Origin of the sequence: Rhodoferax ferrireducens (assembly GCF_003347515.1) — a bacterium.
GTDB lineage: Bacteria > Pseudomonadota > Gammaproteobacteria > Burkholderiales > Burkholderiaceae_C > Rhodoferax.
Map to the genome: position 1 here is coordinate 24,339 of NZ_QEII01000193.1, position 14,558 is coordinate 38,896.

Here is a 14,558-nt window from a genome sequence, read left to right on the forward strand (position 1 = left end):
CAGTCGGTCTGTTCAGTCGAGATTCAGCATCACGCGCATGCTCTCGATACGCACCGCATAAATCTTGATGTTCTCGGTCAACGGGGCACACAGAGCCTGGCCGGAGCACACATCAAACTTCCCCTGGTGTAGGGGACACTCGATTTCTCGACCTTCAAGAAAGCCGTCACTCAGGCGCGCATGGCCATGGGTGCAGAAGTTGTCTGTGGCAAAGACCTCGCCCTCCACTTCGTACAAGGCAATCTCCTTGCCCGCCACCTGCACCCCAATCACATCACCCTCGGGAATATCCGCAAGGGCTGCTGCATCCGTCCAGTTTTCAGCCATGGTTTGCCCTTAAATGGGATAGATGATGGAATTGGCGATCATTTCGCTGTCGTAGACGCAAAGACGCGACTGAAACTTCAATCCTTCAGGCGTTCTCACGATGACATCGCGGTAATACCCGACATTGAATACCGTCGAGTCACCGTCAAACTTGGTGCGGATCACGGTGTAGTTGGCTTCCGATGTGATGCGCTCGCCATAGATGTCCCGCTCCACTGACACCACACGGGGGGTCCCCACGATGTGACGCTGGTAGTAGGGATCGTGGTACATCGTCTCCTTGACGCCATACACCCGGTCGCGAATCATGTTCTTGCTCTCCAATGCCAACAGGCAAAGCGGCAGGCCCTGGTCGAAGTTCTCGCGCGGCTGAAGACGGTAAGTGCCTTCTTCCACAAAAAATTCGGGCCATTTTTCCCACTCAGCCGAATCACAGACCATGGCATAGTCGCTGTAGAGATTGAGCAGCTCGAAGTAAGTCTTGAAATCGATCATGATTATTCCCCCATCACCTTGCGCCAGTAGTTGTACATGCCACGAATCAAGGTCTCCGTGACCATGTGGTCGGCATCACCGACGTCGTAGCCGCCCATTTCGACGACGGTGCGGTGCGCGGGCTTTTGCTCGAAGCCCTGTTGTGACCATTCGATGACCTCGCCGTCGTCAGCTGACACGAAGCCTGCAGGTCCGAACAGATTGGCCTGGATCAGGCGGCGTTCCTTCATCTCTGGCGTATCTTCCTCAAATCCAAAGTGCGTCCATACGAAATCAAAGGAGCCGTGCCCGTTTGGCTGGATGTGACGGGTGGACACGCTATTGACCTGCTGCTGAATAATGACGCTCGGAAAGATCGTTGTCATGACCGCCGTGGGACCACCCCACCATGGCTCCGGAACGATGTCCAGTAGACGCGGATCATTGACCTTCATTTGGTCCTTGAAACTGTCCACACCGGACACCACGTCTGCGTTCTTACCGCCCTGTCCGCGGGTGGAAATCATGGCGGCATGACGGAACTTCTCATCCATCTTCAATTCGGACTTGTTATCCGCGCGCCACAATCCAAAGGTGGAGAACCAGGTGTGCAGCAAACCGGGGTGGTAGGGGTCCTTGATGTTCTCCTGCATCAGCTTCCAGTTGCCTGGAATGCGTTGGCGGCGGTAACCCAGGATCTGCAGTTTTCGACCGTCAAAGACACGATCAAAGTATTTCAAAATGGTGGGGCCCAGGAATTCTTCAAAGGGTTCCACGTCATGGTCGAAAGAGGCGAACACCACGCCACCGCGCACGGCCACCTTGAGCTTGGTCAACCCATGGTCTGCCACCTTGAAATCCTTGGGCATGCCGCCGTTGACTTTTCCCTCTTGCTTGACACCGCGAATGAACGGAACGCCCTGCAGGTCTCCCTTGAGGCTGTAGTTCCATTGATGGTAGGGGCAGAAGAAGTCCTTGGCATGGCCGTTGCGTTCACGACAAAAACGCATACCCCGGTGGGCGCAGACGTTTTCAACCACATTGACGCCGCCGTCCGGATCACGCACCATGACGACGGAACGCTCACCAATCACCGAACGCCTGTAGTCTCCTGCATTTGGAATTTCAGCTTCCAGGCCGACATAGCACCAGTGACCGGAATAAAACAGGCGGTCCAGTTCCTTCTTGTACAAATCCTCGCGGGTATAGGCCCAGAAGGGTATCCTGCTCGTCCCCTCCCCCGGCCAGGTTGGGTTTTCTGGGAATACGGTCTTTGTTTCACTCATTGCTTGTCTCCTTGAGTTGGTTAGATGTCAGTGAATGCAGCGCCCTTCAGACGCCGCTGGGATAAAAGGCGTCCGCATGGACATGCCCGGGCTCAACGCCCAAGCGGGTAACGAGCAGGTTGAGGGCATCTACCATGGCTGGGGCGCCACACAGGTAGGCTCGCCAGCCTGCCAAGGCGCCAAGGTCTTTTTCAATGGCGTCAGTGACCAGGCCACTGCGTTGACCTGCACCGGCAGCGCCAGTGGCGACGACGACGTGGACGGTTACATTCGGATGCGCGGCGGCCAATGCCTTCAGGCGTTCGGCGTCGTAAACGTCCTCCGCACTGCGTACACCAAAGTACAGGTGAATAGCGTTTTTCATGCCGGCCGTCAAAGCGCCACGCACGATGGACAGCACAGGAGCCAGACCGGTGCCACCACCCACGCAGAGCATCGGGCCGACGTGCTTTTGCCGCAGGTAGGCGGTACCCAACGGGCCGCTGATGCGAATGGCAGCCCCAACCTGCAATTCATCAAAGATGAATGCGGTGACCCGGCCATCCGGCACCCGACGAATCTGAAACTCCATTTCAGCGTCGTCACTCAAGCCGGCCATCGAGTAAGGCCGGATATGTTCAGGCGTGAATTGCAGGGTTGCATATTGCCCGGCGCTGAATTCAATGGGTTTGGCCAGCTTGACACGGATGCGCCGGATGTCATGGGTTGCCTCTTCGATGGCCGTCACCGTGCCCTTCACAATGCGTGCGGCATGCACCACGACCTCGTCCACCTCTGGCAATTCGATCACGCAGTTGTCGGTCAGCACCGACTGGCACGCCAGCACATAGTCGTCCTTGCCAGCATGTGGTCTGCCGGCCTCAGGGCCGCTGTTGCGTACCTGACCGGACAGCACACGGCAGCGGCAGGTGCCGCAGCGCCCCGACATGCAGCTGTAGGAAATGGGCAATTGGTTGGCCCTGAGCACGTCCAGCAGATTGCTTCCGCTTTCCACGTTCAGCCGCACGTTGAGAGGTTCTACGACGAGTTCCATGTTGTGAAGGCAGATGCCTTTGTCTCCTGTTTGCAGCGATTTTGGAGACTTGCGCGATATAAGTCCATAAAGCGAATGCAATAGGTAAAATCACCGCTGTGAATATTGAGGTGTTGTATGGATCTTCGCGAAATTGACCTTAATCTTCTGGTTGTCTTCAACCAGCTTCTCTTGGATCGCAGCGTTTCGACGTCTGCAGATAAGCTGGGTCTGACGCAGCCGGCCGTCAGCAACGCCCTCAAGCGATTGCGCGCCGTGCTGAAAGACGACCTGTTTTTACGGACCTCACGCGGGATGGAGCCCACGCCCTATGCCTTGCATTTGGCGGAGCCGGTGATTTATGCACTGAACGCGCTTCAGACGGCGTTCACCACACGCGACTCGTTTGACCCGCAAACCAGCACACGCAATTTCCAGCTGGCGATGACCGATATTGGCGAGATGTACTTCATGCCGCCTCTGATGGTTGCCTTGTCCAAGGTAGCCCCGAATATACGTGTAAGCACGGTGCGACCTAGCGCCGGAAACCTGAGGGAAGACATGGAGTCCGGCACAGTCGATTTGGCGCTGGGCCTATTGCCCAATTTGCAGGCCGGCTTCTTTCAGCGCCGCCTGTTTCGCCACAAGTATGTGTGCGTCTTTCGTAAGGGGCACCCCTTGGCCAAATCACCTTTGACGCTCAAGCAATTTACGGAGCTGGACCATGTGGGCGTCGTGGCAGCGAACACGGGGCACGGTGAGGTGGATGGCCTGCTCGAGCGTGCAGGCATCAAACGCAAGATGCGACTGATGCTTCCGCATTTCATTGCGGTGGGTCACGTACTGCAGACCACCGATCTCATCGCCACGCTACCGGAACGGTTTGCCGAGCGCTGCGAGGCACCGTTTGGACTGGTCACATCACCGCATCCGGCACGCCTGCCAGACATTGCCATCAATCTTTTTTGGCATGCCAAGTTCAACAGGGATCCTGCCAACATGTGGATTCGACAACTCTTTGTAGAGCTTTTCGCCGATAGCGATGGCAAGCAATCACCGCCGCGGGCTGCACGGAGCACATCAAGTTCAAGATGACTGAAAACGCATGCACCCATCCGATATTCACCACCCTGATTGCGCTTATCACTTGCAATGCGTTTACATCGAAGTAGAACGCCAACAGAATAGCTCCAGTCCGAAAGTGCGCATTGAAATGGCACCCCTAGAGCTGTTGCAACCATTCTTTGATCACCATGACATCCACCTCCGAGCACGCAGTAACCGTTTTAATTAGTCGACAGGTCAAGCAAGGTTGTGAGGCAGAGTTTGAGCGTGTGATGGATCAAATTATTGCCGTTGCGGCAACGTTTAAGGGACATCTGGGTGCTCAATTGGTTCGCCCTGGCGATGAACAGGGTGTTTACGACAGCCTGTATCACATCGTCTTGGCATTTGAGAGTGATTCCAACCTCAAAATTTGGCAAAACTCACCGGCACGGGCCCTCGGGTTGGCAGCAGCAGCTCCATTTATCGAGGGCCAAGCTTTAGTCAGGCAAGTTTCAGGTTTGGCGCTTTGGTTCCAGCCAACGGGACCTAAGCAAGTCCCCCCACCGCGATGGAAGGTTGCCGTTGTTACCTGGCTAGGCATCTTCCCTACTGTTTACATGCTATTTTTGCTACTTGGCGATTTGCTCGCATCCTGGCCGCTACTGACACGTATCATGCTATTGACTGTGCTTGTTGTTGGATTGATGACTTGGGTTGTAGCACCGCAATTGACTCGGATGTTCAAGCCATGGCTCTACTCCGTCTCAAATGAGTAGGCACCTGTCCTTGAAGGAAGTGAGCATAGAATTACTTCCTTGTGGCGCTAAAAATTGCGTGCTCAATGACCGGATTGAGCACAAATCCTTGTCCCACAAACACCCGCTGATTGGACAAGGATTGGAATTCCAGAAACCACCTTTGACGACTAGCACTTCGGCCAAACATGAATGCCTTGTAGTGCAAATTTTTTACCGTTAGATGTCCCCAGTTCTTGCACGTGCTGCTTAGGTTGCATTGACAAAAGAGGCTTTTACTCGATTTGAGCCTGCAACTGTTCTGAGGCACTAAAAAGCTGCCATTTCTCACATGCATCCCCAATGACATGCGCTGACAGCCAGTGAAAGAGCCGCATCTATAGAGATAACTCGCGCTCCCTAGCCACGCCCCAGGTAACAAATGCGCCCTGAACTACGGCGGAAACTGAGCACCCCAAACGCCGCTCCACGGCTGGCCGCTATGGCACAAGGCTGAACCCCATACCGTCATCCAACATCGCAAAGCGCCCGCTGGCAAGCTGGACAGAGCGCGGTAAACGCCATTTATGCGTGCGCCATCCCGTAGCGGGCGATAGCTCAGCCCGGTCTGTTGTTGAATCACTTTGCCCGCCTCAGCCAGTTCTCGGTCCCGCAAGGTGGATAGCAGGTTGTGCGCTAAAACCGCACATGAACCGCGCCTCTCTGCCAAACCCTGGTCGACGAGAAAGCTGATCCGGTCCTGCAACGCTCCACGCACCTGAACGCCGAAGCCCAAAGGTGACAGATCCTTGGCATCGCCCACCATTTGGTGGTCCAACCATGTTGCGCCCTGGACGCGCACTTGCTGTTCGATAAACAGGTGTGAACGCAATTCCACAATGACGCCTGCGGCCCGTTGTGCGTCATGTGCCTGGGCGCCCGACAAGAAGTCCGGCGTTAACCGTCAATGATTCCCGTCGATGCGCCCGGCCAGCTCCATCGCCTCCAGCCGCTGCAGCCGGGCACGAAGGTAGTTCTGGCGCTGTCGATCATTGGGCTGCTGGGTCAAGTCCACGATATCCACGGTGGCCTGGCGCAGCAGCGCCCGATCCAGGCTCGTCAGCCGTTCCTGCTCAACCTCCCGCAGCAGGTGCTGCCGGATCTCCAGTTCGGTGCGTGGTCCCAGCCATTCGGTCGCCAGCTCGCTGGCGCGCATGCGCATGCCGTGGACCATGTAGTCCGGCGCAATCACTAAGGCTACGCTGAAAAAGTACCGTCAAAACGCCAGCCGCCGCTGATGACAGTGCGATTTCTTGAAAATGGAGCGTCAAGTACCCCGTTTTGTGGCCCCAGGGGCCAGTTGTCAGGGCCTTTCGGCCCGTATTGCGTCCTCATGGACGCACCTGTGCCATCAGCCTTTCTCGGCTGAGGTAGATGTTGGCCAGCGCCAGCGCAGTGAAGGCCCGCGTGGCATTCTTTTTCAGCCCGCGGTAGCGCACCTAGCCAAATCCCCACAAGCGCTTGACTACGCTGAACACATGCTCCACCCGCGCCCGAATGCGGGACTTGTTGCGGTTCTTGCCGCGGGTTTCTTCATTGATGATTCCATTGCGTCGACTGCGCTGGTTGGTGAAGTCTTTGGCCTTGGCTGCCTTGCTGTGGATCAGATCCTTCTGGCTGGCGTAGGCTGAGTCGCCGTACACGTGCTGCTCATTGCCATGCAGCAGATCGGGCAATGGGTGTTTGTCATGCACGTTGGCGGCGGTGACCACGGCGCTGTGCGCCAGGCCACTTTGGCTGTCCACGCCGATGTGCAGTTTCATACCGAAATACTGCTGGCCCTTGCGGGTTTGATGCATCTCGGGGTCACGCGCCCTGTCTGTATTCTTGGTGGAGCTGGGCGCGCTGATGATGGTGGCCGCGTTGCCCGTCGCGAGTCACGCGTCACGCCATCACGTTCCATGCAGCGCAAGTTCGTTGAAACAGATTTGCCGCCCGCCTTCTTCAGCACCACATAGCGGGACTCGATGACCACGCGCCGGGCGGTCAACCATCAGCTACATCCCAGCAAACAACCTTTAGTCAAATGCAAGGGCCGGTAGATTAGCTTGCCGGGTACCTAGCTGACGGGTGTTTCAGCCTCGAATTGACAGAAGCTTAGGAGGCAATGTCCGCACAAGAGCAGACACCTTTGAGTTGGCGAGCCACAAACAGGAGCAGAATCCCGATGGATTTAATTACAGGATATTTGCCAAATGGACCGTCTTCAAAACATTGAAACATTTGTGCGAGTAGCTCAGACACAGAGCTTTGCAGAAGCTGCAAGACAGCTTCGGGTGGCAAGATCTGTGGTCACTACGCGCATACAGCAACTCGAAGACTACCTTGGCGCACCACTATTTCACCGCAGTACACGTGTTGTCCGTTTGAGTGAAACTGGGCAAGCTTTTCTAGCCGATTGCACCGAGTTGGTGGGACGGGCAAACGACATTGTCGACCAGATGCGAGATGTTAAAGGTGCTCCCGCGGGAAATCTTCGATTGCATGCTTTGCCGGGTTTTGTCTTGGGGCATTTGGCGCAGGTTCTGCGTGATTTTCAGGAACGCTATCCAGAAATCACTCTCGATGTTTCGGTCAGCGATGCGATGATCGACCCCGTAAAAGAAGGGATGGATTGCGTTCTTCAAATTTTCCCGACCACTTCAGAAGAACTGGTATCTCGCCGCCTGTTTCCGGTGCGCCGAGTGTTTTGTGCCACGCCGAGCTATCTCAAAAAACATGGGATTCCACGGCATCCAAATGATCTTTTCGGGCACCGCCTTGGGCTCTACTCGAAGTACCCCTCACGAGATAAGTGGACTTTTTACCGCGATGGGGACAAAACCACTCTAGAGTTGAAAGCAGCGATGCTTACGAACAGTGTGCATTTATTGAATGAGTATGCGCTGGAGAATGCCGGTATCGTTTGTGTCCCCACCCTGGTTGCTGCAAACGGTGTTTTGGATGGTCGGTTGAAGTTGGTTCTATGTGACTATCAGCTCTCCACTTTTTGGTTAAGTGTCGTCTATCCGCGGACGCTGCGGGGCGCATATAAGCTTCGCCTTTTTATTGAAGCACTAAGTTCCAGTTTCGCTGGGGGAGAGCCCCCGTGGGACCAGGCGCTCATTGAACAAGGCGTGTTGAGCAAAACGCTGATCGAAGCCTGAGATAGCGGCTTCCGGGATACACAAATATTGCCGACTTCCACAATGACAACAGGGTAAACCCTAGACATTGTTCGGCATAACAGAACAATGCAGTCCTCTTTTAAGGGCTACCGCAAAACGGTCCACGCTTTTAAAGTCCAGTCCATCGCAGAAACCAACTCACGCGATTCATCGCAGGGGACACCATGGACTTATCGGACATTCAAAAAACAGCAGGGTTACGCACCCCCATTCGCAATCAACTTTTCATTGATGGAAAGTTTGTTGATGCGCTCTCTGGCGAGACCCTGGCCACATTGAACCCGCACGACAACTCGGTTATCACCCATGTGGCGATGGCTGGCAAGGCTGATATCGATCTTGCCGTGGCTGCCGCTCAGAGGGCATTTCCCAAATGGAGCCGCTTGCCTGCAGCAGAGCGCGGTCGCCTGCTGTTGAAGCTAGCTGACCTGATCGAGGCCAATGCAGAAGAGCTGGCGCGGCTGGAGTCGCTGGACACAGGTCATCCGCTGAAGGACTCCCGCTTTCTGGACGTGCCCCGAACAGCCGGCTGCTATCGCTACTTTGGCGGGATGGCTGACAAATTCCAGGGGGAAACCATTCCTGTTGAGGCCGGATTTTTGAATTACACCTTGCGTGAGCCGGTGGGTGTTGTTGGTCAGGTGGTGCCTTGGAACTTTCCCCTGATGTTTACGAGTTGGAAGATGGCACCTGCGCTGGCGGCTGGGAATTGCATCGTGATGAAGCCAGCAGAGATCACTCCATTGAGTTCCCTCAAGATTGCCGAGCTCATGGCTGAAGCAGGCATTCCTCCCGGTGTGGTCAATCTGGTTCCCGGACTGGGGAGCGTTGCTGGTCAATATATCGCGGAGCACCCCGGCATTGCAAAGGTCGCATTCACTGGTAGCACTGCAACGGGGAAGCGCATTGTTCAGGCAAGCGCCGGCAACCTCAAGAAGGTTCAGCTTGAACTGGGCGGCAAGGGACCGAATATCGTGTTTGAGGACGCCAACCTACAGGCTGCAATCAATGGAAGTGCATGGGCGATTTTTCATAACCAGGGGCAAGCCTGCATCGCGGGCTCACGCTTGGTGTTGCACGAAAAGATTGCCGATGCTTTCCTCGACAAGTTTGTACCGCTAGCCCAATCCATTCGTTTGGGCAACCCAATGGACGACGCGACTGAGATGGGGCCTTTGACAAGCCTGCAACACCGTGACCGCGTGTTGAGCTATGTCGAAGTTGCCAGGCAGCAGGGTGGCGAAATCCTGACTGGCGGGAAAGCCCCAGGCGGTGCGCTGAGCGGTGGCTGCTATGTGGAACCCACCATTGTTCGTGCGAAGAGCTTCAAAGACCGGGTGGCTCAAGAAGAAGTTTTCGGCCCATTCGTCACAGTTCTTACCTTCAAAGACGACGCCGAAGCCATGCAGATTGCAAATGGCACCGACTATGGACTGGGTAGTGGTTTGTGGACCAGCAATGTGCATCGCGCCCACTCATTTGCGCGCGACATCTATGCTGGAATGGTTTGGATCAATTGCTACAAGCGCGTAAACCCAGGATCCCCATTTGGTGGAGTTGGCCAAAGTGGATATGGCCGTGAAATGGGCTTTGATGCAATGCGCGAGTACACCCAGGTAAAGAGTGTCTGGGTAAACATCGACGCCCAGATCCCCCCCCATTACAAGCGTTGAAAGCCTGGCCATGCATGAATTCATATTCAACGGACAGCCCTCACGCGTGGTGTTCGGTGTGGGTGCATTGAAGCACCTACCGCGCGAAATTGAAGCGCTCGGCGCGACCCGTGCACTTATCTTGTCCACGCCGGAGCAAGCAAAACAAGCCCAGGCAATCGCGGACATGCTGGGTAATCGCGCTGCGGGAATCTTTCCCAGGGCGGTCATGCATGTGCCCATTGAAACAGCGCGTGAAGCACGCGAAGTGGCACGCGAACTGGGTGCGGACTGCGCTGTTGCGGTAGGCGGCGGGTCAACCACAGGGCTTGGCAAGGCGATCGCGCTGGATTCTGGACTTCCCATTCTGGCCATCCCAACCACTTATGCCGGCAGTGAAATGACGCCGATATTTGGAATCACCGAAGCAGGGATGAAGAAGACGGGACGAGATCCGCGAGTTTTGCCGCGTACCGTCATCTATGACCCCGAACTCAGCGTGACATTACCGGTCGGCATGAGTGTCACCAGTGGCTTGAATGCCATCGCACATGCGGCGGAAGGCCTTTACGCGCAAGACAGAAATCCTGTCATGGACCTAATGGCGGAAGAAGGCATTGCTGCTATTGCGCGCGCAATTCCCGCCATACAAAAAGACGCTCACGATATGGAAGCCCGAAGCGATGCACTTTACGGTGCTTGGTTATGCGGAGCCGTACTTGGCAATGTGGGAATGGCCCTGCACCACAAGCTCTGTCATACCTTGGGTGGCAGCTTCAATCTGCCGCACGCAGAAGTCCACACCGTGGTCTTGCCACAGGCGATGGCATTCAACGAAAAAGCTGCACCGGAGGCCATGAAGCGCATCGCAAGGGCGCTCAATACCCAGAGCGCAGCACAAGGACTGTTTGACTTGGCTGCACGCAATGGCGCACCTGTTGCGCTGCGTGATATCGGGATGAAGGAAGAGGATCTCGACAAGGCAGCAGACATTGCCGTTGCCAACCCGTATTGGAATCCGCGTCCCTTTGGACGAGAGCAACGCGGAGAAATTCGCGACCTGCTGCAACGGGCATTCGAAGGCGTTAGGCCGGACTAGGTTTTGACAAGCAATTAATAAGGAGACAAAAATGACAATCAATCGTAGACAGTTTACCCAGATGGCTGCGGCCATTGCAGCGGCAGGCGCTGCTCCCATGGCGTGGGCCGCGGACACCGTAAAAATTGGTTACGTTTCACCACAAACCGGGCCTCTCGCGCCCTTCGGCGAGGCTGATAAATGGGTCATCGATCAGATGAAGACCGCCTTTAAGGATGGCATCACGATTGGTGGAAAAAAGCACGTTGTTCAGATCATTCTGAAAGACAGCCAGTCCAATCCCAACCGCGCGGGTGAAGTGGCCAACGACTTGATCCTGAAGGACAAGGTTGCCCTCATCCTGACCGCAGGAACGCCCGAGACCGCGAACCCTGTGAGCGATGCATGCGAGCTCAATGAAGTGCCGTGTATCTCCAGCGTTGTGCCATGGCAACCGTGGTTCTTCGGCCGCAAGGGCAATCCGGCAACGGGTTTCAACTACACCTATCACCTGTTCTGGGGCCTGGAAGACGTGATAGCCAACTACTCAAACGGTTGGAAAAGCGTTGCCACCAACAAGAAAGTCGGTGGACTGTTCCCGAACGATGGGGACGGCAATGCTTGGGGAGATAAGGAACTTGGCTTCCCCAAACCCTTGGCAAGCATGGGTTTCACTTTGAACGATCCTGGTCGTTTCCAGAACGGTACGCAGGATTTTTCAGCGCAAATTTCTGCCTTCAAGAAGGATGGCGTTGAAGTAGTTACCGGCGTGGTCATTCCACCTGACGCAAAGACATTCCTGACACAGGCCAAACAACAAGGTTTCAAGCCAAAGGTGATTACCTTGGGCAAGGCATTGTTGTTCCCGGGCGCGATCGAAGCACTGGGCGACCTGGGATACGGCCTGAGCACGGAAGTCTGGTGGACACCGTCTCACCCCTTCACCTCCTCCCTGACCAAGCAAAGTGCCAAGGCACTGGCAGAGGCCTATGAAGTGGGTACCAAGAAACAATGGACGCAGCCCATTGGATTTGCTCACGCGCTATTTGAAGTCGCATCAAACGCGTTGACGCGAACCAAGTCGCTGAAGGCCAATGATGTTCGCGATGCCATAGCAGCCACCGCCATTGACTCGGTGGTGGGTCCAGTCAAGTGGGGCGGTCAAGGGCCGTTCAAGAACGTGAGCAAGACGCCTTTGGTGTTGGGTCAGTGGGTCAAGGGCACCAAGAACAAGGTTGAATTGGTCATCGTCAACAACGAAACCGCGAAAAACATCCCCACTGGTGGTGCATTGAAACTGCTCTAAGCCCTGGAAATATCTCGCGAAAGTCCGAATTGCTTGTCGGACCTTCTAAATCAACTCAAGTAATTAAATGTCATGAAAAACAAAATTGCAGGCGCTACATTTGCGCTTTTGGCTGGCACCGCCATGGTTGCAAACGCGACCGAAGGCGGCACATCTGTTTATCCCGTCGGAACGGAAAACTATACCTGTTGCGCACTCCCGCCACCTGGGACGTATGGCATGGTGTTCTATCAGAACTACACGGCAACAAAAGTCAAGGATGACAGCGGCAACACCGTAACGCCGCCAACGTTTAAGGTTACCGCAAACGCAGTGGCAAGCCGACTTGTGTACGTCACCAAAGACACCGTCATGGGTGGATCGCTCGGCTACCACGCAATTTTGCCTGTTGTGAATCTGGACGTGAATGTTGCACCTGGTCTTGGCCAGTCCAAAAGCGGGATTGGTGATATTGTGTTTGGACCTGTAGTCGGATTTCATCACAGCCACAATCTGCACACGGTTGTTGCATTGGACATCATTGCTCCTACAGGCGCATACACCAAGGGCGACCTGGCAAATATTGGTAAGAACCACTGGGCTTTCCAACCGGTCTACGGCGTTTCTTACATTGATCCCAATGGCATGAATGCAGATTTGAAGTTGATGTACACGATTCAGATGAAGAACGACGCTACGGGATACAAGGATGGCCAGGAATTCATCGCTGACTATGCCCTCGGATGGGGGCTGGGAAATGGCTGGGTTGTTGGTGTCGGCGGATACATCTACCAGCAGACCACGGACGACGAGCAGAACGGTGCTACCGTGGCCAACAACAAGGGCCGCGCGTTCGCGATTGGTCCATCGATCCGTTACGACAGTGGCAAAGGTTGGTTCTTGACCGCCAAATTCCAGCAAGAGTCAAACGTCGCCAACCGGGCTGAAGGTCAGGCCTTTTGGCTCAAGGCCGTCATTCCGCTCTAAGCGAATAGCCCGCTACCCTTATGTCACTGCTTGCACTTCACTCAGTTAGCAAGGCCTATGGGGCCCTGAAGGTGACCGACGACATCTCGTTATCGGTGACTGAAGGGGAAACCCTTGGAATTTTGGGCCCTAACGGCGCAGGCAAGACGACGCTGTTCAACCTGATATCAGGCGATGCACGATGTGATCAGGGGCGGGTTGAGTACGAGGGCAAGGATGTCACCCGTCTACTTCCGCACCAACGCTGCCACGCTGGTATCGGCCGAAGCTACCAGGTGCCGCAGCCGTTTGGAAACATGAGCGTCTTCGAGAACCTTGTTACCGCCGCGTGCTTCGGCGGTCAGCAATCCGAAAAGCAGGCCTGGCATACAGCACATGAAGTCCTGCTGCAAACGGGTTTGAAGGTCTTTGCAAACAAACCTGCCGGGAGTCTGACTTTGCTGAATCGCAAGCGCCTGGAGCTGGCGCGTGCGCTTGCCACGCGTCCCAAGCTGTTGTTGCTTGACGAAATTGCCGGTGGACTCACTGAACATGAGGCTCATGAGCTGGTTGATGAACTCAAACGCATCAAGGCACAGGGTGTCACGATGATCTGGATTGAACACGTCGTACACGCACTGCTGTCGATTGCTGACCGGCTGTTCGTCATCAACTTTGGGCAAAAGCTTGCCGAAGGTGAGCCGCATTCCGTCATGAATGACCCCGAAGTCCGTCGCGTCTACATGGGCATGGAAGCTTGATATGACCACATTGCTCTCAGCGCACAATTTGCAAGCCTTTTACGGTGATGCTCAGGCATTGTTTGGCATCGACTTCGAATTGGCAAAAGGTGAGATGGTCGCCATCATCGGCGCAAATGGCGCAGGAAAGTCCACATTTCTGAAGACACTGATGGGTCTGGTCAAAGCACCGCGCGACGCGATCCGTTTCCAGGGTGAACACATAGGCGGATTGCCGCCAGGTGAAATAGTCAGGCGCGGTTTGGCCCTCGTTCCAGAAGGTCGACGCCTGTTTCCTAGCTTGACGGTGGAGGAAAACCTGTTAATGGGGGCAACCGTGAAGCGCCCCGGCCCCTGGAACCTCAAACGCTTGTATGAGCTTTTCCCAATTCTCAATGAAAAACGTCTGAGTCTTGGAACGGCCTTGTCTGGTGGCCAGCAGCAAATGGTGGCTTTGGGCAGGGCACTTATGACCAATCCTGAAATCCTGCTCTGTGACGAACTGTCACTGGGGTTGGCACCCATCATGATTCGCGAGATTTACAAGTCAATGCCCAGCATCACTTCAGAAGGCATGACCGTGGTCATCGTCGAACAAGACGTGTCCATGGCACAGCAGGTGTCTCAGCGCATCTATTGTCTGCAAGAGGGCAAGGTCTCCTTGCAGGGTCGTTCCGATGAACTAAGCCGCGAACAGATCTCGCAAGCTTACTTTGGAGTTTGAGAATAG

14 protein-coding genes and 2 pseudogenes are annotated in these 14,558 nt (G+C 55.2%); 9 read left to right on the forward strand and 7 right to left on the reverse strand.

Translation table 11 applies throughout. The annotated features are described in order from the left end of the window. Positions 1–12 precede the first annotated feature (12 nt). From C5P05_RS02245 to C5P05_RS02260, 4 genes are read right to left on the reverse strand one after another with little or no spacing between them, the layout of a single operon-like run. The gene (locus tag C5P05_RS02245) at positions 13–327 is read right to left on the reverse strand and encodes a non-heme iron oxygenase ferredoxin subunit (protein ID WP_114968265.1); all 315 of its coding nucleotides are present in this window, start codon (positions 325–327) and stop codon (positions 13–15) included. 9 nt (positions 328–336) lie between these two features. Then, positions 337–822, reverse strand: coding sequence for a dalicylate 5-hydroxylase small oxygenase NagH (gene nagH, locus C5P05_RS02250; protein WP_114968266.1), 486 nt, complete (start codon positions 820–822; stop codon positions 337–339). A 2-nt stretch (positions 823–824) separates the two neighbouring features. Further along, on the reverse strand, positions 825–2,087 hold the full coding sequence (locus tag C5P05_RS02255) for an aromatic ring-hydroxylating dioxygenase subunit alpha (protein WP_114968267.1): 1,263 nt from the start codon (positions 2,085–2,087) through the stop codon (positions 825–827). Positions 2,088–2,133: 46 nt separating this feature from the next. Continuing rightward, on the reverse strand, positions 2,134–3,120 hold the full coding sequence (locus tag C5P05_RS02260) for a 2Fe-2S iron-sulfur cluster-binding protein (RefSeq protein WP_114968268.1): 987 nt from the start codon (positions 3,118–3,120) through the stop codon (positions 2,134–2,136). Between the two features lie 117 nt (positions 3,121–3,237). Between C5P05_RS02260 and C5P05_RS02265 the strand changes: the two genes are divergently transcribed. Further along, on the forward strand, positions 3,238–4,194 hold the full coding sequence (locus C5P05_RS02265; protein ID WP_114968269.1) for a LysR family transcriptional regulator: 957 nt from the start codon (positions 3,238–3,240) through the stop codon (positions 4,192–4,194). A 158-nt stretch (positions 4,195–4,352) separates the two neighbouring features. After that, positions 4,353–4,922 carry an antibiotic biosynthesis monooxygenase gene (locus tag C5P05_RS02270; RefSeq protein ID WP_157979189.1) on the forward strand — a complete coding sequence of 190 codons (570 nt, stop codon included), beginning with the start codon at positions 4,353–4,355 and terminating at the stop codon, positions 4,920–4,922. A 458-nt stretch (positions 4,923–5,380) separates the two neighbouring features. Here the strand turns inward: C5P05_RS02270 and C5P05_RS35215 are convergent. The 3 genes and pseudogenes from C5P05_RS35215 to C5P05_RS02280 all read right to left on the reverse strand — a co-directional run. Continuing rightward, positions 5,381–5,829 (reverse strand): annotated as a pseudogene (locus tag C5P05_RS35215) (DUF3363 domain-containing protein); the annotation flags it as partial. Positions 5,830–5,844: 15 nt separating this feature from the next. Beyond that, positions 5,845–6,132 (reverse strand): hypothetical protein, encoded by a 288-nt coding sequence (locus C5P05_RS33975; protein WP_198674591.1) that lies wholly within the window; start codon positions 6,130–6,132, stop codon positions 5,845–5,847. A 139-nt stretch (positions 6,133–6,271) separates the two neighbouring features. Continuing rightward, positions 6,272–6,799, reverse strand: a pseudogene (locus C5P05_RS02280) (IS5 family transposase); the annotation flags it as partial. Positions 6,800–7,135: 336 nt separating this feature from the next. On the opposite strand from C5P05_RS02280, the gene C5P05_RS02290 reads away from it, so the two are divergent. From C5P05_RS02290 to C5P05_RS02320, 7 genes are all read left to right on the forward strand, one after another. Further along, positions 7,136–8,086, forward strand: a complete 951-nt coding sequence (locus C5P05_RS02290; protein ID WP_114968272.1) for a LysR family transcriptional regulator — start codon at positions 7,136–7,138, stop codon at positions 8,084–8,086. Positions 8,087–8,316: 230 nt separating this feature from the next. After that, the gene (locus C5P05_RS02295; protein ID WP_114968301.1) at positions 8,317–9,780 is read left to right on the forward strand and encodes an aldehyde dehydrogenase family protein; all 1,464 of its coding nucleotides are present in this window, start codon (positions 8,317–8,319) and stop codon (positions 9,778–9,780) included. A 10-nt stretch (positions 9,781–9,790) separates the two neighbouring features. Continuing rightward, positions 9,791–10,858 (forward strand): maleylacetate reductase, encoded by a 1,068-nt coding sequence (locus tag C5P05_RS02300; RefSeq protein WP_114968273.1) that lies wholly within the window; start codon positions 9,791–9,793, stop codon positions 10,856–10,858. A gap of 31 nt (positions 10,859–10,889) precedes the next feature. After that, the gene (locus C5P05_RS02305; RefSeq protein ID WP_114968274.1) at positions 10,890–12,143 is read left to right on the forward strand and encodes an ABC transporter substrate-binding protein; all 1,254 of its coding nucleotides are present in this window, start codon (positions 10,890–10,892) and stop codon (positions 12,141–12,143) included. 72 nt (positions 12,144–12,215) lie between these two features. Next, positions 12,216–13,109 carry a SphA family protein gene (locus C5P05_RS02310; protein WP_114968275.1) on the forward strand — a complete coding sequence of 298 codons (894 nt, stop codon included), beginning with the start codon at positions 12,216–12,218 and terminating at the stop codon, positions 13,107–13,109. A 20-nt stretch (positions 13,110–13,129) separates the two neighbouring features. After that, a complete protein-coding gene (locus tag C5P05_RS02315; protein WP_114968276.1) occupies positions 13,130–13,849 on the forward strand; it encodes an ABC transporter ATP-binding protein in 720 nt (239 codons plus the stop codon). A gap of 1 nt (position 13,850) precedes the next feature. Beyond that, a complete protein-coding gene (locus tag C5P05_RS02320) occupies positions 13,851–14,552 on the forward strand; it encodes an ABC transporter ATP-binding protein (RefSeq protein WP_114968277.1) in 702 nt (233 codons plus the stop codon). The last annotated feature ends 6 nt before the right edge of the window (positions 14,553–14,558 follow it).

Bases quoted from the DNA above. Each gene is read 5' to 3' on its own strand.
- C5P05_RS02265 (WP_114968269.1), top strand. From the start codon at position 3,238: ATGGATCTTCGCGAAATTGACCTTAATCTTCTGGTTGTCTTCAACCAG.
- C5P05_RS02320 (WP_114968277.1), top strand. From the start codon at position 13,851: ATGACCACATTGCTCTCAGCGCACAATTTGCAAGCCTTTTACGGTGAT.
- nagH (WP_114968266.1), bottom strand. From the start codon at position 822: ATGATCGATTTCAAGACTTACTTCGAGCTGCTCAATCTCTACAGCGAC.
- C5P05_RS02300 (WP_114968273.1), top strand. From the start codon at position 9,791: ATGCATGAATTCATATTCAACGGACAGCCCTCACGCGTGGTGTTCGGT.
- C5P05_RS02290 (WP_114968272.1), top strand. From the start codon at position 7,136: ATGGACCGTCTTCAAAACATTGAAACATTTGTGCGAGTAGCTCAGACA.
- C5P05_RS02310 (WP_114968275.1), top strand. From the start codon at position 12,216: ATGAAAAACAAAATTGCAGGCGCTACATTTGCGCTTTTGGCTGGCACC.
- C5P05_RS02305 (WP_114968274.1), top strand. From the start codon at position 10,890: ATGACAATCAATCGTAGACAGTTTACCCAGATGGCTGCGGCCATTGCA.
- C5P05_RS02255 (WP_114968267.1), bottom strand. From the start codon at position 2,087: ATGAGTGAAACAAAGACCGTATTCCCAGAAAACCCAACCTGGCCGGGG.
- C5P05_RS02315 (WP_114968276.1), top strand. From the start codon at position 13,130: ATGTCACTGCTTGCACTTCACTCAGTTAGCAAGGCCTATGGGGCCCTG.
- C5P05_RS02270 (WP_157979189.1), top strand. From the start codon at position 4,353: ATGACATCCACCTCCGAGCACGCAGTAACCGTTTTAATTAGTCGACAG.
- C5P05_RS02260 (WP_114968268.1), bottom strand. From the start codon at position 3,120: ATGGAACTCGTCGTAGAACCTCTCAACGTGCGGCTGAACGTGGAAAGC.
- C5P05_RS02245 (WP_114968265.1), bottom strand. From the start codon at position 327: ATGGCTGAAAACTGGACGGATGCAGCAGCCCTTGCGGATATTCCCGAG.